The organism is Klenkia brasiliensis, assembly GCF_900100695.1.
GTDB classification, from domain to species: Bacteria; Actinomycetota; Actinomycetes; order Mycobacteriales; family Geodermatophilaceae; genus Klenkia; species Klenkia brasiliensis.
The window spans coordinates 1-25367 of record NZ_FNCF01000007.1; the positions used below are offsets into that span (position 1 = coordinate 1).

General features: G+C 74.4%; 33 protein-coding genes. 5 read left to right on the forward strand and 28 right to left on the reverse strand.

Annotated features, from left to right (window positions below; genetic code table 11):
- Nucleotides 1-461, reverse strand: a 461-nt coding sequence (locus BLT39_RS18665) for a glycosyltransferase (protein WP_131801515.1), incomplete at its 3' end; no start/stop codon positions are given.
- Nucleotides 462-573: 112 nt separating this feature from the next.
- Between BLT39_RS18665 and BLT39_RS18670 the strand changes: the two genes are divergently transcribed.
- The gene (locus tag BLT39_RS18670) at nucleotides 574-1509 is read left to right on the forward strand and encodes an NADP-dependent oxidoreductase (RefSeq protein ID WP_242658546.1); all 936 of its coding nucleotides are present in this window, start codon (nucleotides 574-576) and stop codon (nucleotides 1507-1509) included.
- A gap of 21 nt (nucleotides 1510-1530) precedes the next feature.
- On the opposite strand, the gene BLT39_RS18675 is transcribed toward BLT39_RS18670, so the two are convergent.
- The gene (locus BLT39_RS18675; RefSeq protein ID WP_165640328.1) at nucleotides 1531-1872 is read right to left on the reverse strand and encodes a group I truncated hemoglobin; all 342 of its coding nucleotides are present in this window, start codon (nucleotides 1870-1872) and stop codon (nucleotides 1531-1533) included.
- 220 nt (nucleotides 1873-2092) lie between these two features.
- On the opposite strand from BLT39_RS18675, the gene BLT39_RS18680 reads away from it, so the two are divergent.
- From BLT39_RS18680 to BLT39_RS18695, 4 genes are read left to right on the forward strand one after another with little or no spacing between them, the layout of a single operon-like run.
- Nucleotides 2093-3340, forward strand: a complete 1248-nt coding sequence (locus tag BLT39_RS18680) for a TadA family conjugal transfer-associated ATPase (protein WP_091067485.1) — start codon at nucleotides 2093-2095, stop codon at nucleotides 3338-3340.
- Nucleotides 3337-4200 (forward strand): type II secretion system F family protein, encoded by an 864-nt coding sequence (locus BLT39_RS18685; RefSeq protein WP_091067490.1) that lies wholly within the window; start codon nucleotides 3337-3339, stop codon nucleotides 4198-4200. The genes BLT39_RS18680 and BLT39_RS18685 overlap by 4 nt, the downstream gene beginning before the upstream one ends.
- Entirely contained in the window at nucleotides 4197-5138 is a 942-nt protein-coding gene (locus BLT39_RS18690) for a type II secretion system F family protein (RefSeq protein WP_091067494.1), read from the forward strand. Before BLT39_RS18685 ends, BLT39_RS18690 begins: the two co-directional genes overlap by 4 nt.
- Before the next feature lie 32 nt (nucleotides 5139-5170).
- Entirely contained in the window at nucleotides 5171-5416 is a 246-nt protein-coding gene (locus BLT39_RS18695) for a hypothetical protein (protein ID WP_091067499.1), read from the forward strand.
- 65 nt (nucleotides 5417-5481) lie between these two features.
- Here BLT39_RS18695 and BLT39_RS18700 read toward each other — a convergent pair whose 3' ends face one another.
- The 26 genes from BLT39_RS18700 to BLT39_RS18825 form a co-directional block, all read right to left on the reverse strand.
- The gene (locus BLT39_RS18700) at nucleotides 5482-5907 is read right to left on the reverse strand and encodes a hypothetical protein (RefSeq protein WP_131801516.1); all 426 of its coding nucleotides are present in this window, start codon (nucleotides 5905-5907) and stop codon (nucleotides 5482-5484) included.
- 79 nt (nucleotides 5908-5986) lie between these two features.
- Nucleotides 5987-6313, reverse strand: a complete 327-nt coding sequence (locus BLT39_RS18705) for a hypothetical protein (protein ID WP_091067505.1) — start codon at nucleotides 6311-6313, stop codon at nucleotides 5987-5989.
- Nucleotides 6310-6678 carry a hypothetical protein gene (locus tag BLT39_RS18710; protein ID WP_091067509.1) on the reverse strand — a complete coding sequence of 123 codons (369 nt, stop codon included), beginning with the start codon at nucleotides 6676-6678 and terminating at the stop codon, nucleotides 6310-6312. Before BLT39_RS18710 ends, BLT39_RS18705 begins: the two co-directional genes overlap by 4 nt.
- Nucleotides 6675-7154 carry a hypothetical protein gene (locus BLT39_RS18715; RefSeq protein WP_091067512.1) on the reverse strand — a complete coding sequence of 160 codons (480 nt, stop codon included), beginning with the start codon at nucleotides 7152-7154 and terminating at the stop codon, nucleotides 6675-6677. Before BLT39_RS18715 ends, BLT39_RS18710 begins: the two co-directional genes overlap by 4 nt.
- A 1-nt stretch (nucleotide 7155) precedes the next feature.
- A complete protein-coding gene (locus tag BLT39_RS18720) occupies nucleotides 7156-8112 on the reverse strand; it encodes a hypothetical protein (protein WP_091067515.1) in 957 nt (318 codons plus the stop codon).
- Nucleotides 8099-8416 carry a hypothetical protein gene (locus tag BLT39_RS18725; RefSeq protein ID WP_091067518.1) on the reverse strand — a complete coding sequence of 106 codons (318 nt, stop codon included), beginning with the start codon at nucleotides 8414-8416 and terminating at the stop codon, nucleotides 8099-8101. The genes BLT39_RS18720 and BLT39_RS18725 overlap by 14 nt, the downstream gene beginning before the upstream one ends.
- A 65-nt stretch (nucleotides 8417-8481) precedes the next feature.
- Nucleotides 8482-9144 carry an SGNH/GDSL hydrolase family protein gene (locus BLT39_RS18730; protein WP_091067522.1) on the reverse strand — a complete coding sequence of 221 codons (663 nt, stop codon included), beginning with the start codon at nucleotides 9142-9144 and terminating at the stop codon, nucleotides 8482-8484.
- A complete protein-coding gene (locus BLT39_RS18735; RefSeq protein WP_091067526.1) occupies nucleotides 9141-10115 on the reverse strand; it encodes a hypothetical protein in 975 nt (324 codons plus the stop codon). Before BLT39_RS18735 ends, BLT39_RS18730 begins: the two co-directional genes overlap by 4 nt.
- A 3-nt stretch (nucleotides 10116-10118) precedes the next feature.
- Entirely contained in the window at nucleotides 10119-11294 is a 1176-nt protein-coding gene (locus BLT39_RS18740) for a Gp37-like protein (RefSeq protein WP_091067530.1), read from the reverse strand.
- Nucleotide 11295: 1 nt separating this feature from the next.
- A complete protein-coding gene (locus tag BLT39_RS18745; RefSeq protein ID WP_091067533.1) occupies nucleotides 11296-12219 on the reverse strand; it encodes a hypothetical protein in 924 nt (307 codons plus the stop codon).
- Complete coding sequence (locus BLT39_RS18750) at nucleotides 12219-14585, reverse strand: phage tail tape measure protein (RefSeq protein WP_091067536.1); 2367 nt, start codon at nucleotides 14583-14585, stop codon at nucleotides 12219-12221. The genes BLT39_RS18745 and BLT39_RS18750 overlap by 1 nt, the downstream gene beginning before the upstream one ends.
- 114 nt (nucleotides 14586-14699) lie before the next feature.
- The gene (locus BLT39_RS18755; RefSeq protein WP_091067538.1) at nucleotides 14700-15059 is read right to left on the reverse strand and encodes a hypothetical protein; all 360 of its coding nucleotides are present in this window, start codon (nucleotides 15057-15059) and stop codon (nucleotides 14700-14702) included.
- A gap of 1 nt (nucleotide 15060) precedes the next feature.
- A complete protein-coding gene (locus tag BLT39_RS18760) occupies nucleotides 15061-15459 on the reverse strand; it encodes a hypothetical protein (protein WP_091067544.1) in 399 nt (132 codons plus the stop codon).
- Nucleotide 15460: 1 nt separating this feature from the next.
- On the reverse strand, nucleotides 15461-16474 hold the full coding sequence (locus BLT39_RS18765; protein WP_091067547.1) for a glycosyltransferase family protein: 1014 nt from the start codon (nucleotides 16472-16474) through the stop codon (nucleotides 15461-15463).
- Nucleotides 16471-16965 carry a class I SAM-dependent methyltransferase gene (locus BLT39_RS18770; protein WP_165640329.1) on the reverse strand — a complete coding sequence of 165 codons (495 nt, stop codon included), beginning with the start codon at nucleotides 16963-16965 and terminating at the stop codon, nucleotides 16471-16473. Before BLT39_RS18770 ends, BLT39_RS18765 begins: the two co-directional genes overlap by 4 nt.
- Nucleotides 16965-17336, reverse strand: coding sequence for a hypothetical protein (locus BLT39_RS18775; RefSeq protein ID WP_091067553.1), 372 nt, complete (start codon nucleotides 17334-17336; stop codon nucleotides 16965-16967). Before BLT39_RS18775 ends, BLT39_RS18770 begins: the two co-directional genes overlap by 1 nt.
- Complete coding sequence (locus BLT39_RS18780) at nucleotides 17333-17863, reverse strand: hypothetical protein (RefSeq protein WP_091067555.1); 531 nt, start codon at nucleotides 17861-17863, stop codon at nucleotides 17333-17335. The genes BLT39_RS18775 and BLT39_RS18780 overlap by 4 nt, the downstream gene beginning before the upstream one ends.
- Nucleotides 17860-18375 (reverse strand): hypothetical protein, encoded by a 516-nt coding sequence (locus tag BLT39_RS18785; RefSeq protein WP_091067559.1) that lies wholly within the window; start codon nucleotides 18373-18375, stop codon nucleotides 17860-17862. Before BLT39_RS18785 ends, BLT39_RS18780 begins: the two co-directional genes overlap by 4 nt.
- Before the next feature lie 18 nt (nucleotides 18376-18393).
- Nucleotides 18394-18789 (reverse strand): hypothetical protein, encoded by a 396-nt coding sequence (locus BLT39_RS18790; protein WP_091067562.1) that lies wholly within the window; start codon nucleotides 18787-18789, stop codon nucleotides 18394-18396.
- Between the two features lie 202 nt (nucleotides 18790-18991).
- Complete coding sequence (locus BLT39_RS18795; RefSeq protein WP_091067566.1) at nucleotides 18992-19438, reverse strand: hypothetical protein; 447 nt, start codon at nucleotides 19436-19438, stop codon at nucleotides 18992-18994.
- Nucleotides 19439-19543: 105 nt separating this feature from the next.
- A complete protein-coding gene (locus BLT39_RS18800) occupies nucleotides 19544-21013 on the reverse strand; it encodes a phage major capsid protein (protein ID WP_165640330.1) in 1470 nt (489 codons plus the stop codon).
- A 157-nt stretch (nucleotides 21014-21170) separates the two neighbouring features.
- Entirely contained in the window at nucleotides 21171-21971 is an 801-nt protein-coding gene (locus tag BLT39_RS18805; RefSeq protein ID WP_207508151.1) for an HK97 family phage prohead protease, read from the reverse strand.
- Entirely contained in the window at nucleotides 21971-23167 is a 1197-nt protein-coding gene (locus tag BLT39_RS18810; RefSeq protein WP_091067574.1) for a phage portal protein, read from the reverse strand. Before BLT39_RS18810 ends, BLT39_RS18805 begins: the two co-directional genes overlap by 1 nt.
- Nucleotides 23167-23364, reverse strand: a complete 198-nt coding sequence (locus tag BLT39_RS18815; RefSeq protein ID WP_091067577.1) for a hypothetical protein — start codon at nucleotides 23362-23364, stop codon at nucleotides 23167-23169. Before BLT39_RS18815 ends, BLT39_RS18810 begins: the two co-directional genes overlap by 1 nt.
- 11 nt (nucleotides 23365-23375) lie before the next feature.
- Nucleotides 23376-24830: a hypothetical protein gene (locus BLT39_RS18820; protein WP_091067581.1), complete on the reverse strand. Its 1455-nt coding sequence runs from the start codon at nucleotides 24828-24830 to the stop codon at nucleotides 23376-23378.
- Nucleotides 24827-25135: a hypothetical protein gene (locus BLT39_RS18825; RefSeq protein ID WP_131801517.1), complete on the reverse strand. Its 309-nt coding sequence runs from the start codon at nucleotides 25133-25135 to the stop codon at nucleotides 24827-24829. The genes BLT39_RS18820 and BLT39_RS18825 overlap by 4 nt, the downstream gene beginning before the upstream one ends.
- Nucleotides 25136-25367: the final 232 nt, after the last annotated feature.

The window sequence follows — 25367 nt, forward strand, 5'->3', positions numbered from 1 at the left end:
CTGCGGGAGATGAACTCCCGCTTGGCCCCGCGGACCACCCGGGAGGAGCCGGCCAGGCGGGTGCCGATGGCCAGGTCGGAGTGGCCGCTGATCAGGGGGGCGACCAGGGGCAGCAGGGCGTTGAGGTCGGTGGACAGGTCGACGTCCATGTAGACCAGGACGGCGGCGTCGCTGGCGGCCCAGGCGCGGTTGAGGGCGCGGCCGCGGCCGGGTTCGGTCTCGATGCGGACGACGACGCCGGGCAGCTCGGTGGCCAGCCGGGCGGCGATGGCGGGGGTGGCGTCGGTGGAGGCGTTCTCGGCGATGGTGATGCGGGAGCTGAAGGGCAGCGTGGCCAGGTGGGCGTGCAGGCGGCGGACGCACTGCTCGAGGTCGGCCTCCTCGTCGTGCACGGGGACGACGACGTCGAGCACCGGGGCAGCGGTGCGGGGGTCACCGGAGGGCGCCATCAGCGGGGGCATGGGCGCACAGTCGGCCGGGACCCTGACGGTGGGCACAGAGGTACCTGCACGCCTGCTGTGGGAATCGGGGACGGCGGTGCGTGCCTTGGGAACGGTCATGAGAGCTGTCGGAGTGACCGAGTTCGGCGGGCCCGAGGCCCTGCACCTGCTCGACGTGCCCGAGGTGCACGCCGGCCCGGGGGAGGTGCGGCTGCGGGTCACCGCCGCCGCGGTGAACCCGACCGACACCTTCGCCCGCAACGGCACCTACGCCCAGCGCGAGGGGGCGCCGCAGGAGATGCCGTGGATCCCCGGCATGGACGTCGCCGGCGTGGTGGACGAGGTCGGCGAGGGCACCGACACCCCGCTCTCGGTGGGCGACCGGGTGATGGCGGTCGTCGTCCCGGTGGGTGCGCACGGCGGGTACCGGGAGCAGGTCGTGCTGCCCGCCGGCTCCGTCGTCCCGGTGCCGGCCGGTGCGGACGACGCCGCGGCTGCGTCCCTGCCGATGAACGGGCTCACCGCCCGGCTGGCCCTGGACCGGATGGGCCTGACGCCCGGCCAGGTCATCGCGGTGACCGGCGCGGCGGGTGCCTTCGGCGGGTACGTGGTGCAGCTGGCCAAGGTCGACGGGCTGGTCGTGGTGGCCGACGCCGCCGAGGCCGACCGCGAGCTGGTCCGCTCGCTGGGCGCCGACGTGGTGCTCGACCGCGGTGCCGGGTTCGCCGACGCCGTGCTGGACCGGTACCCGGGCGGGGTCGACGGCCTGGCCGACGGGTCCCTGCAGGGGGCCGAGGTCGCCCGCGCGGTGCGCGACGGCGGCGTGGTGTCGACCGTGCGCGGGTACCGCGGGGAGGACGACGCGCTGGCCCGCGGCGTCCGCTTCGAGCCGGTGATGGTGCGCCAGTACGCGGAGAACACCGCGGCGCTGGACGAGCTGCGCCGGCTGGCCGAGACCGGGCAGGTCACCCTCCGGGTCGCCGACGTGGTGCCTGCGGCCGAGGCTGCCGCGGTGCACGCCCGGCTGGAGGCCGGCGGCGTGCGCGGGCGGCTGGTGCTGCAGTTCTGAGGTGACCCGCGCGGTGGGCGGTCAGGCCTCCACGACCTGGTCGCGCAGGCCCTCGACCGCCCGCCGCAGCTCCCTCAGGTAGCCCTCGCCGACCCCGACGGCGGCCATCGCCGACAGCAGGTGCGCGCAGACCCGGTCGTAGGCCACGTCGTCGATGCCCAGGCCGGCGTGCGCGGTGCGCAGGTCGAACCGGCTGGTGCCGCCGTCCAGCGCGCTCCCGAGGAACTCGGCCTGGTGGCGGCGCAGCCGGGCCATGTCGACGCCCTCGAACCAGGTGGCCAGGCTCGGGTCGGCGAGGACGAGGTCGTAGAAGCGGTCGACGGCGGTGGCGAGCAGGGTCCTGTCGCCGGCGGTCCCGGTCACGCACACCTCCACGGTCGGGTGGGTCGCGCGCAGGATATCGGTCGAGGCCGTTCCGTGGTCTGACCCACCGTGGTCGCCCGCTTCCGGACCGTGCAGGCCCGGTTCACCCGATCGGGTACGGGTGCGCGCCGTTGTCCACAGGCCGCGCCGGCGGGGTTCTCCCGCCGCCGTCGCGCTCGTAGTTTGCGCTGGTCGGAGACCAGGTCGAACGGGGGAACGCGTGTCCGTGCTGCCCGCTGCGGCGACCGCGCTGGACCTCGTCGACGCCGAGGTCCGCGAGCTGGTCCGCCGGCGCGGTCTGGACCCCGCGGTCGACCCGGCCCCGGTGCGGGCGCTGGCCCGCGAGGTGGTGGCCGACTACGCCGAGCGGTCGGCGTCCTCGTCGCTGCCCCCGCTGGCCGACCCCGAGGGCGTGCTGCGCGACGTGCTGGACCGGGTGGCCGGGTTCGGGCCGCTGCAGCGGTGGCTTGACGACCCCGAGGTCGAGGAGATCTGGGTCAACGAGCCCGGCCGGGTCTTCGTCGCCCGCCGCGGCCGCAGCGAGCTGACCACCACCGTGCTGGGGCCGGGCCAGCTGGCCGACCTGGTGGAACGGATGCTGCGCACCTCGGGTCGACGTGTCGACATGTCGACCCCGTTCGTCGACGCCACGCTGCCCGACGGCTCGCGGCTGCACGTCGTCATCCCCGACATCACCCGCCGGCACATGGCGGTCAACATCCGCAAGTTCGTGCTGCAGGCGCACAGCCTCGACGAGCTGGTCGCGCTGGGCACCCTCCCCCCGCAGGTCGCCCGGTTCCTGGAGGGCGCGGTCGCCGCAGGGCTCAACATCCTGGTCAGCGGTGGCACCCAGGCGGGCAAGACCACGCTGCTGAACTGCCTGTGCGCGGCGATCCCGGCGCGGGAGCGGGTCATCACCGCCGAGGAGGTCTTCGAGCTGCGGGTCCCGCTGCCCGACGTGGTGTCCATGCAGACCCGCCAGGCCAACCTCGAGGGCGCCGGGGAGATCCCGCTGCGCCGGCTGGTCAAGGAGGCGCTGCGCATGCGGCCCTCCCGTCTGGTCGTCGGCGAGGTCCGGCAGGAGGAGTGCCTGGACCTGCTGATCGCCCTCAACAGCGGGCTGCCGGGCATGTGCACCCTGCACGCCAACAGCGCCCGCGAGGCCGTGGTCAAGATGTGCACGCTGCCGCTGCTCGCCGGGGAGAACATCGGGCACGCCTTCGTCGTCCCCACCGTGGCCAGCAGCGTCGACCTGGTCGTGCACGTCGGCACCGACCCCTCCGGCCAGCGCCGGGTGCGCGAGGTCGTGGCGCTCCCCGGCCGGGCCGAGGGGGCGGTCATCGAGACCGCCGACGTGTTCACCACCCGGGAGGGCCGGCTCGTCCGCGCCGAGGGCTACCCCCCGCACCCCGAGCGGTTCGCCGCCGCCGGCTTCGACCTGCCGGCGCTGCTGGGGGAGCGGCGGTGACCGTCCCCGGTGCCCTGCTGGGCCTGGCGCTGGGTGTCGGGCTGCTGCTGGTCTGGCGCAGCGGCCCCCGCGCACCGCAGCGACGGACCGGCCCGCGGCGCCCCGGCCGCCGGCGGCAGCTGCTGGCCGCCGCCGGCCTCACCGGCATCAACCCCGCCCAGCTCACCGCGCTGCAGGTGGGCCTCGGAGTGCTCACCGCCGTCACCGTGCTGGTCACGACCAGCACGGTGACCATCTCCCTGGCCTTCGGGGTCTTCGGCGCGGCCACCCCGCACCTGCTGGTGCGCCGGCTGGCCGGCAAGCGCCGGGCCGACCTGCGCGCGGTGTGGCCGGAGGTGGTCGACAACCTGGCCTCCGCCGTGCGGGCCGGGCTGTCGCTGCCCGAGTCCCTGGCGGCGCTGGCCACCCGTGGGCCCGACGTGCTGCGTCCGCCCTTCGCCCGGTTCGCCGCCGAGCACCGCGCCACCGGTCGCTTCGCCGACGCCCTCGACCGGCTCAAGGACGACCTGGCCGACCCGGTCGGCGACCGCATCGTGGAGACCCTCCGGGTGGCCCGCGAGGTCGGCGGCAGCGACCTGGGCCGGGTGCTGCGCACGCTGGCCACCTTCCTGCGCGAGGACGCCCGCGCCCGCGCCGAGCTGGAGACCCGGCAGGGCTGGATCGTGCAGGCCGCCCGGCTGGCCGTCGCCGCGCCCTGGGTGGTGCTGCTCCTGCTGGCCACCCAGCGGCAGACGCTCGAGGCCTACGACAGCCCGGTGGGCACGGCGATCCTGCTCGGCGGCGGCGCGGTGTGCCTGGGCGCCTACCGGCTCATGCTGCGCATCGGCCGGCTGCCCGAGGACCTGCGGGTGCTCGCGTGAGCCCGGGTGTGGTCGGGGTCCTGCTGGGCCTGGCCGCCTCGACCGGGCTGGTGCTCGTGCTGCGCTACGCCCCGCCGTCCCGGCCGGTGCGGCTGGTCGACCGGCTCGCGCCCTACGTCGCCGACACCCCGGCGCCCTCCCGCCTGCTCGGCACCGCCACCGAGCCCGGTCTGCTGACGGCCGCCCGCCGGGTGTTCGGGCCGGCGCTGACCGACGGCGCCCGCTTCGTGGACCGGCTGGCCGGTGGGCGGGTCGCCGTCCGGCGCCGGCTGGACGCCCTCGGCGCCGAGACCACCGTCGAGGACTTCCGCGTCGAGCAGGTCGTGTGGGGCGGGCTCGGGCTGCTCGCCGGCGGGCTGGCCACCGTCGTGGTGTCCGCGTTGTCCGGCGGGCTGGTCCTGCTCAGCGCCGTCCTGGTCTGCCTGGGCGGCCTGCTGACCGGCGTCCTCGGCCGCGACTGGTGGCTGACTCAGCAGGTGCGCCGCCGCGAGGAGCTGCTGCTGGCCGAGTTCCCGGTCGTCGCCGAGCTGCTGGCCCTGGCCGTCACGGCCGGCGAGGGCCCGGTGGCGGCCCTCGCCCGGGTCACCCGGCTGTCGGGCGGGGAGCTGGCCCGCGAGCTCGGCGGGGCCCTCGGCCGCGCCCGCGCCGGGGTGCCGCTGGTGGCCGCGCTGCAGGAGGTCGCCGACCGCACCTCGGTCGACGCGCTGGCCCGCTTCGTCGACGGCGTCGTGGTCGCCATCGAGCGCGGCACGCCGCTCGCGGAGGTGCTGCGCGCCCAGGCCGCCGACGTCCGGGAGGCCGGCAAGCGCCGGCTGCTGGAGTCCGGCGGCGCCAAGGAGATCCAGATGATGGTGCCGGTCGTGTTCCTCGTGCTGCCGGTGACCGTGCTGTTCGCCACGGTGCCGAACCGGGCAGTAGGGGCGGTTCCGGTCCGGTAGCGTCCGGCCTCCACGATGAACACGGGGGACGCATGAGCGAGGGCATGGCCGACCGCTTCCGGGCGCGGCAGGACGAAGCGCAGCAGGGACTGCCCAGCGGTCCGCCGGCGGGCCCGCAGGCGGCCGACGGCGCACCCGTCGACCACGCCGCCGAGCAGACGCAGCTGCTGCGGGACATCGCCAGCAACGTCGCCACGCTGCGCAGCATCGCGGTGTTCTTCACGGTGCTGTGGGGCATCGGCGCGCTCATCGTGCTGATCTCGGTGTTCGCCCGCTGACCCACGCAACGACGAACGACGCCCCCGCCCGGCTGTAGCCGAGCGGGGGCGTTGTCGTGCTGGGACTAGCGGTCGACCGCGATGGTGACGTGCGGCGGCAGCGGGTCCGCGGCGGTGTGCGTGCCGGCCTCCTGGGACAGCACGCCGTACAGGTACAGCTCGCGAGCGCCCTCGTGCAGGGGACCCTGGAACGAATGCGTCCACACGCTCTGACCGCGGCCGGCACCGGAGCCGCCGGCGCCCCTCGTGTCGTACTGGTTGCCGAGATCGTCCCGCAGGAATAACACCGCATAGTCGGGGCCGGGCATCGTCGACGGCTGCAGGGCAACGACGCTGATCCGGTCGTCGTAGCCCACGACCGCGATGATCAGCATCTGCCCGACGCCAGCTATGTCGACGGCGTCCACTGGGGCTGCGATGCGTCGAGCCGACGTGGTGGTCCGCAGCCACCGCTCGACTTCATCGCCCAGGCCGGGCTGGGGGTCGTCCATTGGGCGACGGTAGCGCCCGAGACGGGCCTGTGGGGCCCGCCCACGGATCAGCCGCCGGCCTGGGGATGGGGTGCGGCCGTCAGCTGTCGGCCGCGTGGTTGCCGGGCAGGTCGGTCACCAGCGGTACGCCGTCGGCGGACAGCGGCGCCTCGAGCGGGGTGACCGCCTCCCGGGCGCGCAGCGCGGCCAGGATCGGGGCTGCGACGGCCACGAACGTGGCCACGGCGGTCGTCAGGCCGCCGGCGGCGACGACCCAGGACTGCACCTGGTCGGCGGTGACCCAGCCGACCAGGGTCAGGATCGCGCCGATCGCGGCCACCAGGCCCGAGACGGCGGCTGCGGCCTGGGCGGCGCGCAGCACCGGCTGGGGCCGGTCGGCGGGGACGGCGGGGGTGCTCTCGGTCATCGGGTCTCCTCTCGTGCGCCGGGCCGGGTCAGCTCGGCGATCAGTGCGTCTTTCGCGGCCTCGCGGGCCTGCCCGGCGGCCTCGCGGGCCTGCCCGGCGGCTTCCCGGGCGTGGGATGCGGCCAGGTCGCTGCGCGCCTGCGCGACGTCGGCGCGCAGGCCCTCCACCTCGGTGCTGAGCTCGCTGATCCGGTGCTCCAGCGGGGCCACCAGCGCCATCGCGGCGGCCGTGATGACCTGGGTCGCGTCGGCGGTGGCCTTGTCCGACTCGGCCTTGAGCTTGCGGCGGGCGGCGACGGCCTGGATCGCGGCGACGATGACCGCGCCGATGCCGCCGCCGATCAGCAGTTCGGAGAGGCCGCTCACCGGCCCACCTCCCGCATGGCTCGCAGGGTCGAGCGGACGAACCGCCAGATCTGGGACGCGCGCACCCAGCAGGCCACGCCGAACCCAGCGATGATCGCCGCGGGCAGCTGCCGGCCGGGGGTGTCCAGGCCGTCCCATACCCCGATGCCGTAGATGACGGTCCCGGCGCCGACGGCGACCAGGCCGACCATCTCGACCAGCAGGCCGGTGTCGTGCCGCAGCCGGGCCGCGGCGGGCACCCAGCGGTCCAGCTGGCGCCACCAGGTCCACCACGCCCCGGTCAGGGCCACCCAGCAGCCGCCGACCAGCAGCCACGCCCAGACGCGGACCATGACCGGTCCCAGTAGCGCCTCGGTCGAGCCGGGGGTGGGCGCGCCCACCAGCAGCGGCGCGCCGACCACGAGCCCGAAGCCGAGCACCAGCAGCTCGAACGGGTGCCGGCCGTTCTCGATCCGGTGCGCTATCAGCGGGTCCACGTCAGCTGACCGGCCCCGTGGCGGGGTTGCCGTCGCGGGCCCGGCGGTCGCGGACGTCCTCGATCGCCTCGGCCAGCTTGGCGTAGTCGATCTGCACCACGACCTTGCCGGGGTCGACGGTGGCCGCGGTGCGCTCGGCGGCGGTCTTGATCAGCGCGTAGGTCGCGCCGTCGGGGTGGTCGTCCTGCACGGACCCGGTGAGCTTGACGACCTCCTTGCGGACCGACATCACCTGGCCCACGAAGTCGTCGGTGGGGCTGCCGTGGTGGGTCCGGTAGTCATGCGGGGTGCGGAAGTCGCGGACGAACTGCAGCAGTTCGCGCTGCTCGGCGTCGGACAGGGCCATCAGGAACTCCTCCACGGGGGTGATCGCGGCCGCCTGCCGACGGAAGGCGGCCATGTCGACGGTTCGGCCCGGCGCGTAGCCGGGGTCCCACTTGCCGGTGACCGACGTCTCCTGGTGGGCGCGGACGATCTCGACCGACCCGCGGCCGAGCAGGTTCCCCAGCGCGCGGGTCAGGGCGAGGGCCACCAGCAGCTGGCCGGCGAGCATCGGCGCCGACCCGGCGTAGTCGATCTCGTGGCCCCAGGTCTGCGGGTTGAACAGCTTGAGGGCCGGCACCGGCCCAGACGCGCGGGACGCCCCGGCGTGGTTGGCCGGGTGTGCGGCGTTCACGTGCAGCCGCGGCACCTCGACGGTGCACGCCGGGCCGGCGGTGTTGCACAGCGGGCCGTCCAGGCCGGGCCGGCCGTCCCGGAGCACGGTCTGGGTGGGGAACGGCCGCGCCAGAGACGACGGCGACGCGGTGTGGTGCATGGTGCCGAAGCTGTAGTTCGCGGTGGTGCCGTTGCCCCGCTTCTCCCACCCGGGCTCCCAGGTGACCACCAGGCCGGGCAGCAGCCGGCGGCACTCGGCGACCAGCTCGAGGGTGAACTGGACCGCGTCACGCCTGCCCACGGAGCACCTCCAGGTCGGCCTCGGCCGCCGCGATCTGCTCGGCGAACAGGTCGTGGTCGACCCCGGCCCACGGGTCGAAGTCGTCCCGCAGGTAGGGCGCGTCGGGGTCGGCGTCCAGCTCGCCGACGACCCGCAGCAGGGCGGGGTCCTCGGGGTGCCGCTGCACCCAGACCCGGACGTCGTCGGCGTTGGTCTCAGGGTCGTCGTCGGCGGCCGCCACGGCGGACAGGTGGGCCACGACGTGCTCGCGCTCTGCCTGCAGGGCGCTTTCGTCGTCGGCGGGGACATCGCGCACGTAGCGCACGGGCACCTCCGGGCAGGGGTGATGACCCGCAGCCCGGGCGGGCGCGGGGTGTCGAGGCGACGGCCTCAGCGGTGCGGCAGCGCCGCGGCGACGATCGGCTGCAGGCGCTCGGCGATGACCTGGTGGCCCTCGTCGCTGGGGTGGAGCCCGTCGGCGCCGAGCAGCGAGGGCCGGCCGGCCAACCAGCCGCTGGGGTCGACCCAGACCGCGCCGGCGGCGGCCGCGGCGGCCCGGACGGCGCGGGTCAGCGCAGCCTGGGCCGGGGTGGGGGTGCTGGTGGCCCACTGCGGGCCGACGACGACGAGGGCGGACCCGGGTGCGGCGCGCCGGATCGTCGCGTAGGTGACGGTGGCGGCCATCGCCACCGAGGCCACCGGCATCGGGGTGTCGTTGATGCCGCCGAACACAACGGTGACCGCGGCCGTCGGCTCGGGCCAGGTGGTAGCGGCGTAGGGGTAGGTCGACACCTGCCCGGCGACGTACCCGGACCCGGGGACGGCGTCGTTGGCGACGTCCATCCCCAAGGCCCGGGCCACGAGGGTGGCCCAGTTGGCCTCCCCGACGCCGTCGCGCAGGTAGCCGGCGGCGAAGCTGTCGCCGTAGACGGCCAGCAGCTGCCGGTCGGGCTCGACGGCGGCCGCGGCGGGCTCGGGGACGGCGAGCTGCAGCGGGTGCACGCCGACCAGCGGCATGAAGGCGCACATGAGCAGGGCCAGCAGGCGGCTCACGCCACGCGGTAGTCGCCGGCGACCAGCAGCTGCGACCCGTTCTCGACGCCGAACTTCCCCGACACCTGGGGCACGCCGGCCCCCGCCGCGGTGCCCATCGACATGTCGGCGTACCGCTGGTCGGCGGCGGTGGGGGTCTTGCGGACGACCAGCCGGCCGCGGCTGCCGCCGGTGGCCAGGATGTACACGTAGGCGTCGATCGTCTCGGCGCCGCCGTTCCCGTGGAAGAACTGGCCGGGCAGCCGCTGGCCGAGCCGGGTGGGGGCCGCCGGCAGCGGCAGCGTGACGTCCAGCGAGCCGCTGGGGATGTTCAGCCCGGTGCCGAAGTCCAGCTGAAGGGACTGGATGTTCATCTGCTCGCCGCGGGCCAGGTAGTCGCACCGGAACTGCCCGTTCGTGCCGGGGAGCACCTGGGTCGACCCCTGGAACAGCTGGGGGGTCATCACCGCGGCGTCGGGCATGATCCAGCGGCGCTCGTCGACGATGTTGCTGATCGACGTCGACGAGGAGCCGGCCAGGGTCCAGGAGAACAGCGGGGTGTCCCACACCCCGGCCTCGACCTGGGTCAGCGCGGGGGCGACGGGGCTGGCGGCCGGGGTGCCGATCAGGATCAGCGGGTACGCCTTGAGCGCGGCCGGGTCGCGGCGGATCACCAGCCGGTCGATCCGGGCGTTGGTGTTCGTGTTCAGGCCGTAGGCAGCCGTGCCGGGCGTCGGCTGGGTGCCCGACGCGCCGGACACCCACTGGCTCTCGGTGCGCTCGTACAGCACGCCGCGGGCGTGCACCCGTCCCTGCGCCATCTGCACGGTGATGACCGAGCCGGCGACGGCGAAGGACAGCGCGCAGGCGCCGTTGCCGAAGCCGATCGCCGGCACGCCGATGACCCCGGACGGCGACCAGGCCGGGGCCTGCCGCAGGAAACGCTCCAGGGGCCAGGGCTGGCCGTCGACGGGGGTGTAGAGGTCAGGCACGGGTTACTTCCTCCGCTCGAGCAGGGACAGTCGGGTGCCGACGCGCGCGGCGACGGCGCGGCTGGCGGGGGTGGGCTTGACGGTGGCGTCGGGGCCGCCGACGGCTGGGGTGATGGCCTCGGCGCCGTCCTCGTCGACGTCGAGGCGGATCTGGCGGACGACGTCGACGACCGTGCCGACCGGGTCGCCGAAGCCGGGCACGGCGACGTAGACCGTGACGGTGTCCCCGGGGTAGGGGCCCCAGTCGACGCCGTAGCGGACGTCGCCGGTGTCGGCGAGGGCGAAGGCCACCGACTGCATGCCCTGGCCGCCGGCGACGCCGTCGGCTGCGGACTTGAGCAGTTCGGCGGTGTCGGTGGTGTCGCGGCGGTCGATGTAGCGCCACCGCCGCAGCAGCCAGGCCAGATCCTCGGCGTCGGTGGTCGTCACCACCCGCTGCAGCCGCAGCTTCAGGTCCCCGCCGCCAGCGGTCACGGCGTCGGTCACGTCGGGCCGGCCGCGGCGGAAGGTGACCCCGGTGAGGTTGCCCAGCTCCACGGTGAAGTCGACCGACGCCGCCAGGTTGCGCGGCGCGATGACGTCCAGCCGTAGGCCGTCCACCGTGCTGGTCAGCCGGGGCGCGATGTTGGCCCCCGATCGCACCGACATCGTGGCCAGGGCGTCCAGCAGGCCGTCGTAGCGGAACGACCAGGGCTGCGCGGCCCCGATCCCAGGGTCGGGACCGAGGTACAGCCGGGGTATCCGGTAGTCGGCCTGGGCGCTGGACCCGGCCTGCTCGCGGACCAGCCGCAGCATCCCCGCCGACGGCGTCTCGGTCGCCGTCCAGTAGTCCACCGTCGACTGCGCGTCCGGCTGCCGGGTCGGGTCCGGCCAGACGATCCGGTCGGCCAGCCGCGTCTCGTCGCCCTCGACCATCAGTTTGATCAGCGCCCGCTCGCTGCCGGCGTCCCACAGCAGCTGCTGCTCCACCACCGGACCGGTCAGGAGGTCCACGCCATCCCGGCGGGCCACGACCCCGCACCCGGGGCCGGTGTCGTTCCACCGCTGCGGGGTGAAGGGGAACATGACGATGCCGGTGGACACGTCCAGGTGCTTGAGCAGCAGCGTCAGCGACGAGAACGGCAGCTCGTCGCCCAGCGCCAGCGCGGTGTCGCGCGACCACACAGACCAGTCGGCCACCTCAGATCCCCCCGAACTTGGGTCGGTAGGCGTACTGGACGTTCGCCCCGGCGCCGGCGTCGCCGAGCAGCACGGACACCCGGTTGCGGCGGCCGTCGGTGAGCGCCCAGGCGCGGGGCTCGCCGATGACGGTGCTCATCAGCCGGGTGCCGTCGCCCCGCCGGAAGGACTGGAACCCGCGGCGGGTGTCCAGCACGACGGTTCCGCCGTCGGGGATGGCCACCGAGGACTGCCACACCCGGGTGGCCCCGGGCCGGGGGTCGACCGTGACGCCGTCGGGCAGCAGCAGCTCCCGGCGCAGCAGCAGCCCGTTGCCGGGGCCGGTGACGGTCCAGACGCCGCGCACTTCGTCGTCGGCCAGCTGGACGTCGACGTCCTGCTGGCCCTGGATCGACGACGACGACAGCGCGCGGGGCATCGGCAGGGTGGGGGACAGGAATACCGAGGGCGCGGCGAGGCCGAAGCCGATCGTGACCTGGTCGCCGTACCACCAGGGGTCACCGGCCCAGACCTTGAGCAGCGCCCGCCACCAGCGCCCGGGCGCCGAGGTCCCCTTGTCCTCGTTGCCGGCCAGGCCGTCCACGATGCGGCAGGTGAGCTCGCGGCCGGTGCCGTCTGGGCGCTGCACCCGCAGCACCCCGTCGCCAGCCTTGGGCCGGGTGACGTGCACCAGGTTCTGCACCCGCGCCCTCAGCTGGTCCTCGCTGTCGGCCCGCACCAGCAGCCCCAGGGCCATGTCGGCCTCGTCGGCGGTGATGGCGTCCAGCCGGGCGCCGTCGATCCCGGCCTGCCGGGAGGTGGCCAGCCGGTAGGCCGGCGACCGCAGCCCGCGGGTGCCCTCGGCGAGCACCCGCAGGCCCACGCCCTCGTCGGTCAGGTCCAGGAACCCGCCGTCCGGGCCGGTGAAGGTGATCCGGTCGGGCATCAGCCGACCCCGGCCAGGAAGTCGTCGTCGGCCAGAGCGTTGATCGCGGCCCGGGCCATCCGACGCGGGTCGTCGGCGGTGGTGATGTTGAGGACCGTGCCGCCGCCGCCGCGGCCGCTGGACGCGCCGGTGTTGGGGATGACCGTGCCCGACCCCTGCGGCTGGAACAGCTCCGGCCGGACCTCACCCACCACGTAGGTCCCCCCGCCCCGCACCGCGCCGCCGGTGGCGCGGGTGCCGTCGATGCCGTCGAACACCGACAGCGGCACGTCCTCGGTCCGGGCGGTGATGAACCGCTGCCGGATGGTCACCGTGGCCACCTGGCCGTCGAGGTCGTCCAGGGAGTTGCGGACGGCCACGATGCGGCCCGACGCCTCGTCCCGCACGTAGGTGTAGGTGGTGACCGACGTCGGGACCCGGCCGTAGGTGTTGATCAGGCCGTCGACGGTCTGCTGGTTGAAGCCGAGGGCCACCATGTTGTCCCGGATGGAGCCGATCTGGGTGCGGAACGCCTCCTCCCCGGCCTGGGTAGATCCGGTCTGGCGGGCCGTCGCCTCGGCGAACGCTGATGCGGCCTCGATCTGGTCGATCAGCGCGGACTCGTTGTCCCGCCCGGCCTGGGTGTTGCGGTCCAGGGACAGGGCGTTGGCGTCCCCGGCCTCCCGCAGCTCGTTGACCCGGGCCACGTTGTCGGCCATCGCGTCCCGCAGTGCGATGTCGGCCTCAGCCAGCGACGTCGCCGAGCCGTTCTGCGCCTCCAGCGCCTCGGTCAGCCGGGACACCGCCTGCTCGGCGTAGTCGATGACCTCCGTCGCCTGCGCGGCCGTCTCGGCCAGCGCGCTGCCGGACTCCGCGGCGTCGCTCTGGGCGATGTCGACGTCGGTCAGCGCGCCGGCGTAGCCGGGCAGCAGCGCGGTCACGTCCTCGGCGGTGTAGCCCGCGTCCTCGGCGGCCTGCTGGAACATCCGCACGACCTCGGCGGCCTCGGCGCTCTGCCCGTTGGCGACCATCGACGACAGCGCGGAGTCCAGGCCCGCGATCTGCTCCTCAGAGTCAGAGAAGTCGATCGAGAACAACCCCGACAGGTCCCGGTAGAACGAGGACGACTCGAGGTTGCCCTGGTTGTTGATGTTGTTCAGCGCGGTCACGAACCCGTCGAGGCCGCCCATGTCGGCGAACGCGCCCTGGCTGGACCCGGTCCGGCCGAGGTTGGTCAGCGAGGTCTGCAGCCGGTCGACGTCCACCGTGATGTCGGTGCCGGTGACCTCCTGGAACCCCTCCTTCACCAGGTCGAGCAGTGCCGGCAGCGCGGCCAGGGCCACGCCGACGGTGCCGAACCGGCCGAACTCCGACAGCCGGCCGGCGAGCCGACCCACCCCGGACTCCTGGGACGCCAGCCGCCCCAGCACCGAGTTGAGCACCAGGCCGCCGGCGCCGGCGGCCGCCAGCCCGGTCGCGGTGTCGGTGACCGGGGCGGGCAGGCCCTGGAAGAACTGGATGACCCCGGCGCCGGTGTTCAGGACGTCGGTCAGCGCCGGGACGACGGTCTGCCCGAACGCCTGGCCGAAGTCGGCGGCGGCGTCCTGCAGCGCGTCCAGCGCCAGCTCGTACTCGCGGGCCTGGTCGAGGGCCTCCTGGGTGTAGATCTGCCCGGCGTTGACGCCCTCGAAGTAGCCCTGGAGCCCGGACCGGCCCTGCTCGAGCAGCGGGATGAGCTCCTGGAACCCCTTGCCGAAGGCGGCGTTCCCCAGCAGGACCCGCTGCTGGGGGTCCTCGGTGCGCGCGTAGGCGTCGGCGACGTTCAGCAGCGTCTCGGTCAGCGACACCGTGCCGTCGTCGGCGTAGGCCACGGCGACGCCGTACTGCTCGAGCTTGGACGCGTCGACCCGGGCCAGCCGGCCGAGCGCGGTCCCGGCCTTGTCGCTGCTGATCTGCAGGTCGTCGAACACCGCGACGTAGCGCGACGCCTCCTCGGCGCCGGCACCGGAGATCCGCTGGAAGTTGCGGACCTCGCCGGCCAGGTCGACGTAGGCGTTGACCGCCTCGCCGGCCTTGGCCACCAGTACCCCGAACCCGACGGTGGCGCCGACGGCGATACCGGTGCGCAGCAGGTCACCGGTGATCCCGACCCGGTCACCGAGGGCCTGCAGCCGGGACGTGCCGCGGCGGGCCCCGTCCTCCACCGCGTCGCCAGCGGCCGCCCCGGCCCGGGCGGTGCTGGCCAGCGCGGTGTCGGACTTGGCCGCCGCGGTCTGCAGCTGCGTCTGCGACTGCACGCCGGCCTGTCCGACCCGCTGGACGTCGGAGACGACCGCCTCCCCGCCCCGGGACTCCAGGACGAAGGCCAGCAGCTCAGTCAGGGCCATGTGCACCCCCTCGCCGGTCGAACGTGCCCGCCTCGGCGGCGTCGATGATCATGCGGAGGTCGCGCCAGGACTGGCGGCGGGTCACGTCCGGGGGCATCCCGAAGCGGGCGAGCATCAGGAGGACGACGTCGTCCCCTGCTCGCCCGCTTCCGGAGGGGGGTCGATCACCGGCACGCCGTCGACGTACTCGGCGGGCCGGTCGTCCTCCCGGTCGGCGTCCTGCATCACCAAGTGCTCGAGCACCTGGGCGACGGTGAGGCCGTCGGCCCACGACTGCGCCGCCTTGCGGTCGACGGTGCGGGCCTTGACCTCGACGAGCACCGCCGACGCCTGCACAGCCGACTGCAGCGGCTGCAGCCGGTGCCAGGGGACGCCGGTGGCCTCCTCGATGCGGCGGGACTCGGCCAGCGTCAGGTCGTCGGTGGACAGGTCGGTGCCGTCGACCCGGATCCGCAGGACCCGCAGTGGGGGCACCTCAGCCCTGCTTGACGATCGAGGACGCCGCCGACCAGGACGACGAGACGGTGACCGCCGTGCCGACGCCGCCGGCGATGGTCAGGTCCGGGAGGATCTGGCCGTACCAGTACACGGTCGGGGTGTTGACGTTCGGGTACAGGTAGAACCGGCGCGGCAGCCCGTCCACCGCGGCCTTGTAGGTGGAGTCGGCCGCGTCGTCGAAGAACCCCTCGAACGTGCCGGTGGCGTCCGGGGTGTCGGCCACGTACTGCTTGGTCGTGTCCCCCAGCGCGGTCACGTCCTGCTTGGACGACGTCTGGTTGATCGACCACTTCGCCTGGGCCACCATCGGCTCGGCCTGCCCGGTGGTGGTCTGGGCCAGGTAGATGCGGCCCATGCGGCCGGCGACACGTGCCACGTCAGTTCTCCTTCTGGATCTCGCGCAGCAGCCGGTCGGCGCTGCGGTGGAACGTCCGGTCGGCGACCACAGCCCGGGCTTGGGCCGCGGCGTCCTGCCGGAGGTCTGGGTGGGCCATCGACCAGGCGATGACGTCGGCCAGCTCGGCCGGGGTGGTGAAGGTCGGCAGCATCGGCAGCAGCTCGTCGCCCTCGGGGCGAGGCTCGCGGGCGAAGAACACACCCGCCGCGGCCAGCTCCACCTCGCGGGGGCCCATCGCCCACCCGGCCACCAGGTCGGGCCGGGTGGCCTCTCGCCGGTAGGCGTTCAGCGACATGCCCGCCGAGGCGTACAGCGCCGCGGTCAACTGGGGCGGGCAGCACTCGTCGAGGTCGTGCACGACGCGCTCCCGCAGCGGCGAGCCCTCCGCCAGCCCGGCCCACTGGCCGGCCAGGGTCAGCGTCACCCCGGACCAGTCGACGGCCTCCAGCAGTGCGATCCGGTCGGGGAACCCGGTGCCGACGAACGTGACGTCAGCGGCGAGCTCGGGGACCGGCGTCCCGGGCCGGTGGACGGCGGGCCGGTAGGCGTGCGGCTGGAAGTAGCTCGGCGCGACCGCCTGGAACGCCCCCAGGTGGGTCGGGTCGTTGACCACGTTGAGGTCGGCGTGGCCGGCCCGGGCCAGCTGCCGGTCGTCCTCGTAGGGCGACTCGGTGTGCAGCAGCACCACCCGCACCCCGCCGGCGCGCAGGGCGTCCAGCACGTCGACCGGGACGTAGGCGCCGTGCACGACCAGCGCGACGTCGGGTCGGGTCCGCCACGCCTTGGCCAGCAGACCCTCGGCGGCCAGCCGCACCGCGCCCTCGGCGTCGGCTACCGGCTGGCCGTCGATGCGGGCGGCGTCGTAGAAGGTCAGCCGGCGGGCCAGGTCGTAGGTGACGACCTGCGCACCGCACGCCAGCAGACCCTCGCCCCAGCCGCGGTAGACGTCGGACACCGAGAACTCGGGGCCGGGGTGCACCAGCAGCACCCTCACCGGCGCTGCACCCGGCAGTAGATGTCGCCGTGCACCTCGTCGTGGATGATCTCGGGGTCGTACCAGCCGTGCGCCAGGGCGTCGGCCAGCGCCGCCCGGGTGACGTTCTGGTAGTGCTCCCCGGGCTGCAGCGGGCCACCGTCGTGGTGGGAGTGCGGCGCCCGGGGCTCGGCGGCCGCGGTCACCAGCAGCGTGCCGCCCTGCCGCAGCCACCCGGCAGCGGCCTCGAGCACGCCCGGCACGTCGTCGGTGTGCTCGAGCACCTCGGCGCACACGACCAGGTCCACCTTGTCGTCGGGCGCCCAGTCGCGGCAGTCCGCGACGACGTCGACGCCGGGGCCGGGGTGCAGGTCGATCACCGTGTAGTCGGCGGCCGGCCACAGCCCGCGCGGGGTGCCGTTGATGTTGCGGCCCCCCAGGTCGATCACGGTGTCGACGTCGGTCAGGGTGGCGGCCTGCTCGGTCAGCCAGCCCATCGCCTCTGCGTGCATCAGGAACCCAGTCCTCTCGGTGTGCTCACCGTCGCCTGCGCGACGAACAGGTTGAGCCGGTCGTCCCACCCGAACTGCCATGCCGGGTCCAGCCAGCGCGACGGCAGCTCGTCGGAGATCGCGGCCACGACGTCCTCCTGCCGGGCCTGGCCGGTGGCCGGGTCCGAGTAGGGGGCGTAGATGATCAGCCGGTAGGTCAGGGCGTCCGGCCGCATGTCCGAAGCGGTGACGGTCACCGTGACCTGGCCCGCCGGCACCGACGTCGGCTCGTAGTCCATGACGACGACCTTCTGGCCGGGCACATGCGCGGCCGCGATCGCCTTGACGTCGGCCACCAGGGCCGCCTTGCCGGCGGTCAGCGCGTTGCTCACCGCAGCACCGCCCGGATCCCGTCGGCGACCTCGTCGAGGATGATCCGGCCGACCTCGGTCCGGGCCCGCAGCTGCCCGCGCTCGAACGGGTGCTTTCCGGTGGTGCCCGGGTGGATGACGAACCGCCGGAACCCGATGCCCGGGACCGACACGCCCTTGGCCTTCCCCGCCCGGCCGCGCCGCTTCTTCTCGGTGGCCGTCAGCCGGCCGCCGCGCAGCCGGTAGGACACCCGCGAGGACGTCGCGTCGCGCGGCTCGTAGTGCGCCGAGGTGTCGCGCTCGACCAGGTGCAGCGGGCCCTGCGCGGAGATCTTCGCGGCCGACCCGGCCAGCATCCGGAACCCGGCACCGACCCGCTTCGGCTTGCCGTTCATCTTCAGCCGCCCGGACGGCACGGCGCCGTTGATCTCCTCGCGGATGATCGTGGTCGCCCGCAGCGCACCCGCCCGGACACCGCGGGTCTGGCCCTCGCGGACGGCCGGGCCGAGCTGGGCGGCCTTGGCGGCGAACTGCGCTGCGGTGCTCATGCGAACCCGCCGCGGTCCAGCAGGAACGGCGCCCAGATCGTGCGGACGGCGTTGGGCAGGTCGTCGAAGTCGGTCACCGCACCCACGTCGCTGTCGCCGTAGGTGTCGGTGCCGTAGGACTCCAGTGACCACCGGTGCCGCACCAGCAGCCGCACGCCCTCCTCGATCGACGCCGGCACGGCCGAGTAGCCAGAGGTGTAGACCACCACCACGTCGCCGCTGGGGACCGTGGCCGGCAGACCCGTCACCAGCCCGAAGCGCCGGCCGATCCGCAGCCCCGAGACGACCGCGCCGTTGATGGTCGCCACGGCCGTCACCGGCGGCTGCCGCAGGACGAGCTCCCCGCGCTGGTTGCAGGCCGTCTCGGTGACCGTTGAGGCGGTCAGCGGCCCGACGGCGTCGGCCGCCTGCTCGTACGCCGCGTTGATCAGCTGCTGCAGGCGAGCGTCGCGGGAGTTGTCGTTGGCGTCCAGGCCGACCAGCACCCGGGCGTCGGCCACGGACAGCGCCACCGGATCACCGCCTCCCGGTCAGACCGCGACGGGGACGCCGGCGGGGACCTCGTCGGCCTCCACCGGGGCCCCGTCGGCCGGCTCGTCGGAGGCGTCGGCCGGGGCCTCGACGGTGCGTTGGGGGGCCGGCTGCGCCTTGGTTGTCCGCTTGCCGGGGCGGCTGCGGCCGGGCGGGGTCGGGGTGGTGCCCTCGCGCTCGGCGGTGCCGTTGACCTCGCCGGCGTCGATGGCCTCGGCACGGGCCCACATCGCCAGCCGCAGGTACCCGCGGTCGGGGACGACGGTGGCCTCGGCCTGCCGCTCGAAGTCCTCGGCGAGCTCGATCCACGTCCAGCCGCGCTGGGTGCGCACCGTGCGGTAGTTGGCCTGCACGTCGTCGTCGATCAGGTTGCGGTCACGTCCGGTGTCGGACACGGGTACCTCCAGCTGCTGGGTGGGGAAGGGTTGGGTCCGCAGCGCGCCCGGGACTCGCGCTGCGGGTGGTGCACCGGCTCTGCTCGACCCGAGCCCTGCGGGCGACCCACCTGCCGGTTGGGCAGGCTGGGCGGCGGGGCAGGACACGGGCCCCGGGTGCCGGCCTTGCGGGGCGGCACGGTGGCCGCCGGACCTCGAGGGGTCAGTCCTTCGGGACGACCGGGCCGGTGTTCGGGGTCAGGCCGTCCACCGCGGCCGGGCCGGCGTTGGCGTCGGCGGCCTCGACGGCCTTGACCGCCTCGGCGACGACGGCCTGGTCCCCGATCAGGGCCTGCTGCGGGTCCCGGCGCGCGGACTCCACGGCGCGGGCCTGGGCCAGCGCCAGCCCGGACGGGCCGGTGGTCTCGTCGGGGTCGACGGTCTTGGCCCACTCGGACAGGTGGTCCCAGCCGCCGACCGGGTCGTCGTCGTGCCGGGCCGTGAAGTCGTCGGCGAGCTTGCGCATCGCCTGCTTGGGGGTGATGTCGGCGGCCTTGGCCGCGTCGCGGGCGATCTGCAGGTAGTTGTCCTGCGTGGCCTGCGGGATGAAGAACGTCGGGTCGACCTTCTCCACCTTGGTGGTGCTGGTCGGGCTGTCGGTGGTGGCCATGTCGTCCTCCTGGACGTCGGATGCCGGGGTGGTGCAGGGGGAGGTGGTGGTGCTGAGCGGGGGGCCTCGGGTCCCTTCCCCGGACCGTCGGCCCCCCGCTCAGGCTCAGAAGGTGGGCGTGACCAGGCCGTTGCCGGCGGTGGTGTCCAGGCCGCCGAACTTGGCGAAGGCCTGGGGGTAGCGCCCGGCGGTGAACGCCGCGTAGCCGTAGACGGCCAGCTTCACCGTGAGGTTCTGGCCCAGGGTCTGGTCGAACCGCAGCTGGCGGGGCATGCCGTCGCCGTCCTCCCACAGCAGGGCGTGGGCGGTGTCGGCGACCAGCACCTGGTCCTCGGAGTTCGTGCCGACCGTGGTCGGCACGTTGGCGTCCGTGGTGGTCGGCAGGCCCTGCAGCGCGCCCACGTAGATCGTGGTGCGGATGTCGTCGGCCGAGCCGTCGCCGCCGTAGGCGCCGGGGTTCTGGTTGACCCCCAGCGCGTTGAACGGCCCGGCGACGCCGGGCACGACCAGCGGGCGGCCGGTCGAGTCCGCCTGCGCGGTCAGCCAGCCCCAGCGGCGAGGGTTCATCGCGATCAGGCGCGGGGCGATGCCCGAGCCCGAGGCCGCGACGCCGGCGATCGCGCCGGCCAGCTTGGAGTTGAAGCTGGCCGCGGTGACCGGGTTGCCGAACGCCGAGCCCTGGCCGATGCCGGCGGTCTGCAGCATGCCGAGCATCTGGCCCGAGGCGCCGGACCCGTTGAGAACCTGCCGGTCGAGCTCGGCGTGGTAGGCCCCGGCGAGGTCGAGGTACACGATCTCGTCGATGCCGGGGGCACCGCGCTCCAGCGACTGGCGGGAGATGTCCTGCTGGCCGCCGATGGTGACGATCGGGACGTTGAGGTTCGCCCACACCTCGTCGGTGTTCTGCAGGGCGGTGTTCTCCGTGGCCTGCGACGCTGCGGCCGCACCGGTGGTGCCGCGGGGCACGATCACCGTCATGCCCTGCGCGGGCAGCGGCAGGTGGGTCATCGCGTTGGCGACCGGCCGGCCGGAGCGGATGACCCGTGCGGCGAGCTCGACCAGGTACTGCGGGATCACCAGGCCGGCGAACCCGCCGGTGGCCACCGCGCGGGTCTGCTGCGCCTCCCGCTCGGTCAGCACCTCCTGGCCGTGGCGCTCGAGGCGCTCGCGGGCGCCGGCGTCGCCGTACTGCATCCGGAACGCGTCGACGAAGAACGATGCCTCCCCGCGGGCGTCCTTCTCCCGCGAGTAGGTGCGCTCCTCGCGCAGCACCTCGGCGCCGCCCTGCGGCCGCTCGGTGCCCCGCTGGTTGGCCGGCACCAGGCTGCGGCGCATGTCCGCAGCCCGCTCCTCGCGGCGGACCTCGTCGAGCGCCTCGCGCTCCTGGGCCTGCAGCTGGTCCAGCTCGGCGTCGATGCCGACGATCGCGGCGCGGGCGTCGCGCAGCTGGGTGGCCTGCTCGGCGTTCGGGTCGCCCCCGTTGAGGGCGGCGCGGACGGTGTTCACGGTGGCCTCGTGGGTGCCACGCTTGTCCAGGGCGGCCTTGATGGCGGCCCGGATCTGCTCCAGGTTCACAGCGATCTCCTCGATCAGTCGTGAGGGGGTCGCCCGCGGCATCAGGAGATCGGCCAGGCCAGGCCCCGGGTGGGGCGCAGCGCAGCGCGGTCGCGCAACGTGCAGGGCAAGGACCGGGCCGCCACGGTGGCGGTCCGGGGTCTGGGGGCGGCTGGGGTCAGCCGGAGAACCGCGCGGCCAGCGGGTGCTGGCGGGCGGTGGCGTCGATCGCGTCGAGCTCGGCGGCGGTCATCGGCACGCCGGCGGCCGCGGTGAGCGCGGACCGGCGTGCGGTCAGGGCGGCCTCGGCGCGGGCAAGGTCGTCGGGGCCGAGGCTGTCGAGGCCGGCCAGGATCTCGGCCGAGCGCAGCGACCCGAACGTGTTCGGGTTCGCGCCGTAGTTGACCACCGAGACGTCGCCGCGCTCCAGGTCGAGCTCGGTGATCCGGTAGGACATGTAGTCCGGGGACCACTGGCCGCGGGTGATTCGGAAGGCGAACGACATCTCGTCGAGGTCGCCGCGGCGCAGGCCCGAGGCCATGTCCCGCACCTGGCTGTTGCCCTGGTCCAGGTCGGCGTCGACGTGCAGGCCGGTGTCGTCGGCGGCCAGCCGCAGCGTGCCCGACTTGGTGCGGGCCAGGGTCATGCCCTTGTGGTTGAGCAGGAACACGACGTCGGGGTCCCGGGACAGCGTGGCGTCGAACGCCTCGCGGGCGATCTCCTCGGTGTAGGGCCCGAACATGTCCCACATCTCGTACGCCGTCTCGGTGATCGAGGCGTAGCCGTCGAACCCCAGCACGGCGGCGTCGTCGGCGCCCGGCTCGCGCACGTTCACCCCGTGCAGCGCCGCGCGCACCCGGGCCGGGGACCCGGCGGCCGAGGTCGACCGGCGGTCGCGGGGGCGGTCGACGGTCTGGGCGGTGCCGGCGGCGCGGGCCTGCGCCGCGGCGGCCGAGGACGGCAGGGTGTCGGGGTCCATCACTTCTCCTTCTGGTCGGCCGGCTCGCTGGCCGCGGTGGGGGAGGACGGCTTGAGGCCGAGCTGGTCGAGCAGGTCGAGCTGGGCCTGCGTCATTGGGGGGCGGTCCATCAGCTGCCGGACCTCGTCCAGCCCCAGGAACTTGTTCTTCAGCCCGAGCTCGAACGCCTTGTACTGCGTCATCAGGTCGGTGCGCAGCAGCGCGGCGGTGTTGAGCTTCACGAACTGGCCGCGCACGGTGAGCCGGGACAGCGCCCGCTCCCGGCGGCCGACGACGGTGCCGAACCGGTAGGCCAGGAAGTCCTGGGACTTCTGCTCGACGTTGGCGTAGGTGACCGAGGACCCCGACGACGACCCGCCGATCATCTCGGCCGGCAGGTCGAACATCCGGGCCACCTGCTCGACGCCGAACTGCATCAGCTCGAGGAACTGCGACTCCCCGGGCGCGACCGACAGCGGCTGGTACTTCCAGTTCTTCCCCAGCACCAGCGGCTCGCGGCCGCGCAGCACGTCCATGAACCGGCGCTTGGCGACGCGGGCCTGGTCGCCGACCAGCTCGTCCTCGGAGGTGAGCAGCGCCGAGGGGTGCGCGCCGTCGCGGAAGAAGTCCGAGCCGAACTGCTGGGCGGCCAGCTGGATGCCCAGGGCCTGCGCGGCGACCGCGATCGGCGAGGCGCCGACGGGGGAGCCGGGGGTCTCGTTGCACCGCTCGTGCCAGATCTCGCGGGCCTCGACCCGCTTGCCACGCACCCAGTAGCGGGTCTCGCCGTCCCGGTCGGTGACCACGACGTCGTCGGGGTGCAGCAGCTCGATCTGGGCGGGAAGGAAGGTGCGGGGGTCCCAGTCGACGATCCGGCCGTAGGCGTTGCCGCGCAGGTCGAGGGACACCTGGGAGGCGTGCAGCCAGGACCCGACGTCCTGGCCGGCCGCCGGGGTGGCCAGCACCGGCGGGGTGGCCACCTGCTCGGTGGTGCCGTCGGGCCGGCGGCGGTAGACGTCGACCGGGCAGGACGCCAGCAGGTTGGCCCGCAGCCGCACCGCCGCCCACACCGCGGGGATGGCCAGCGACCCGCCCCAGCCGACGGGCACCGCCGAGGACGCCGTGCCGAACCGGTCGCGGTACATCGCCTCGGCGGTGTCGGAGCCCCAACCCTGCACCGCCCGCTCGGTCAGCCGGGGACCGGAGAACAGGCCCATCAGCCGACCTCGCCCAGCGGGCCGACGGCCGGCGGCCGGTTGCGCTGCGCGGCGGTCGCGCGGTGGTCGACCACCAGCAGGAACGGCACGGTGGCCAGCAGGCCGAACGGCCAGCCGACCAGCGCGGTCACGGCCACGACGGTGGCCACCAGGGCCAGCAGACCGGGCAGGGCGGCGAGCAGCACGCGCAGCAGCACGGGGGACCCCCTCACTGGATCTGGGACAGCGGGTCGGACTTCTTGCCCAGCGCCCACACCGCCAGCACGACGGCCGACAGGGGGGAGATGTCCACGTGCCCGTCGCGGACCAGCCGGCGGGTCGTGCGCCCTTGCTTCCAGCGGGACTCGGCGACCGAGACGTTCAGCGCGGCCTCGCCGAGGTGGGCGATCGTGCCGGCGTCGACGTGGTCGGAGAACGACGCCTCGGCCTGCCCCTGCTGCTCCTCGGACGGGTGCTCGGCGTCGGTGAGGATGTTCCGGGACGCGGTGTCGGTGGCGAACCGGCCCGGCAGCAGGCGGCCGAGCAGCGCGGCCCGCTCGCCGACCCAGGCCTGCCCTCGGCGGTAGTCCGGCCGGGCGCGGTTTTTCTCGTCCTTGTAGCTGGTCAGGGTGACGCAGATCCGGCCGTCGGCCAGCCGCCAGGCGGCGCCGATCGCCGTCCACGACCGGTCAGGTGCGGTGGCCACGCCGTAGCCGATGGCGCCCCGGCGGGTGGGCTTGCCCTGCAGGCGCAGGGTCTCCCACCGCTCGCTGTTGATCGCCGAGCCCGACCCGGCGGCCGGGTCCTCCCACCAGGACAGGAACTCGCGGGCGAACTCCAGCGGGGCGGCGGCCAGCTTGGACCGCTGCTTGCGCATCGACTCCACGGGTACGCGGCCCGACCGCAGGCCCGGGTTCGCCCGCAGCCACAGCGCCTCGTCGTTGAGCGCGCACCCGGGGTCGTCGAGCTCGTGCAGGCAGGCGTCGCCGTCGGCGCACGGGGTGACCGGTGCGCCGTGCTCGATGTAGGCCAGGTCGCGGTCGCCGCCGGCGCGGCCGCGCTTGCGCAGGCCGCGCAGCGCGCCGGACTGCAGCAGGCCGGCCGAGGCGGCGTAGCGGATCTGGGCGTCGGGGATCGTGACCAGCGTCGGCACCAGCGCGCCGAGGTCGCCGGGCTGGACGTACATGGCCTCGTCGAGGGTCAGCCGCGGGGTGGTGAACCCACGGCCCGAGGACCCCGACCGGGCGTGGAACTCGATCGCCCGTTCCCCGTCGTCGACCAGCACGGCCTCCTCGCCGTGGGAGTCGCGGAAGGTGGCTCGGGCCGCGTAGTCGGGGTGGGCCTTGATCCGCCGCTTCATGTCCAGGAAGGACTTCCGGGCGGTCTTGAACTCGTGGGCGGTCCAGACGTGCAGGGGGTGCTCCAGGACGAACACGTCGGTGATCGCCATGACGATGAGGTTCGCGGACTTCCCGGTGGTCTGGCGGGGGCCGACGACGCAGTACTCGCCGCAGACCGGGATGGCCCGGTCGTCCTCGGCGGCCATCGCGTCCAGGCCCCACCGCTGGTCGGGGTCGAGGTTGGGGAACCCCATGTCGATGGCCACCTGGTTGGCCAGGTCGCCGTTCGTGTGCTCCCACTCGGGGGCGGTCCGGTACAGCGGACCCTCGGTCCGCGCGGTCACCCGCGGCCGGCCTGCCGCTGCGCGCGTCGCTCGGCGATCTCGTCGCGGTACCCGGCCGGGGCCGACTTCGCGGTGCCGACGCCAGCCAGCGCCAGCTGCATGGCCTCGCGGTAGGCCCGGTGCAGCCCGGCGTAGGCCGAGCCGGTGTCGACGAACGCCCGCTCGATCCGGCCGGCCAGGTCCAGCGCGGCCTGCCCGCGCCAGTCGTCCAGGCGCTCGGCGTCCTGCAGGGTCTTGCGGCAGAGCTCGACCATCCGGGACGCCTGCTCGGCAGTCGCCGGGGTGGACACCGCCTCGGTCGGCACGCTCGGCGCGGTGTCCTTCGCCCGGTTCGCGCGCGACCTGCAGGTGTTCCCGCAGAACCGCTTCCGGGGGGAGGCGTCCTGCGGGAGCTCCGTGCCGCACGACGCGCAGTGACGGGCAGGCACCGTTCACCTCCACCGTTGCAACGTTGCAACGCTCGTGCGGGGAGAGGAAACGGACAGTGGCGGGTCCTGCGCTGCATGATCATCTAAAGAACGAAGGGCCGTTGACCTG

What these genes read in the sequence shown, in the direction of transcription:
- BLT39_RS18695 (WP_091067499.1), top strand. Translation starts at nt 5,171, where the DNA reads ATGAGCGAGGGCATGGCCGACCGCTTCCGGGCGCGGCAGGACGAAGCG.
- BLT39_RS18700 (WP_131801516.1), bottom strand. Translation starts at nt 5,907, where the DNA reads ATGGACGACCCCCAGCCCGGCCTGGGCGATGAAGTCGAGCGGTGGCTG.
- BLT39_RS18705 (WP_091067505.1), bottom strand. Translation starts at nt 6,313, where the DNA reads ATGACCGAGAGCACCCCCGCCGTCCCCGCCGACCGGCCCCAGCCGGTG.
- BLT39_RS18745 (WP_091067533.1), bottom strand. Translation starts at nt 12,219, where the DNA reads ATGCCCGACCGGATCACCTTCACCGGCCCGGACGGCGGGTTCCTGGAC.
- BLT39_RS18750 (WP_091067536.1), bottom strand. Translation starts at nt 14,585, where the DNA reads ATGGCCCTGACTGAGCTGCTGGCCTTCGTCCTGGAGTCCCGGGGCGGG.
- BLT39_RS18770 (WP_165640329.1), bottom strand. Translation starts at nt 16,965, where the DNA reads ATGCACGCAGAGGCGATGGGCTGGCTGACCGAGCAGGCCGCCACCCTG.
- BLT39_RS18780 (WP_091067555.1), bottom strand. Translation starts at nt 17,863, where the DNA reads ATGAGCACCGCAGCGCAGTTCGCCGCCAAGGCCGCCCAGCTCGGCCCG.
- BLT39_RS18795 (WP_091067566.1), bottom strand. Translation starts at nt 19,438, where the DNA reads ATGGCCACCACCGACAGCCCGACCAGCACCACCAAGGTGGAGAAGGTC.
- BLT39_RS18805 (WP_207508151.1), bottom strand. Translation starts at nt 21,971, where the DNA reads ATGGACCCCGACACCCTGCCGTCCTCGGCCGCCGCGGCGCAGGCCCGC.
- BLT39_RS18810 (WP_091067574.1), bottom strand. Translation starts at nt 23,167, where the DNA reads ATGGGCCTGTTCTCCGGTCCCCGGCTGACCGAGCGGGCGGTGCAGGGT.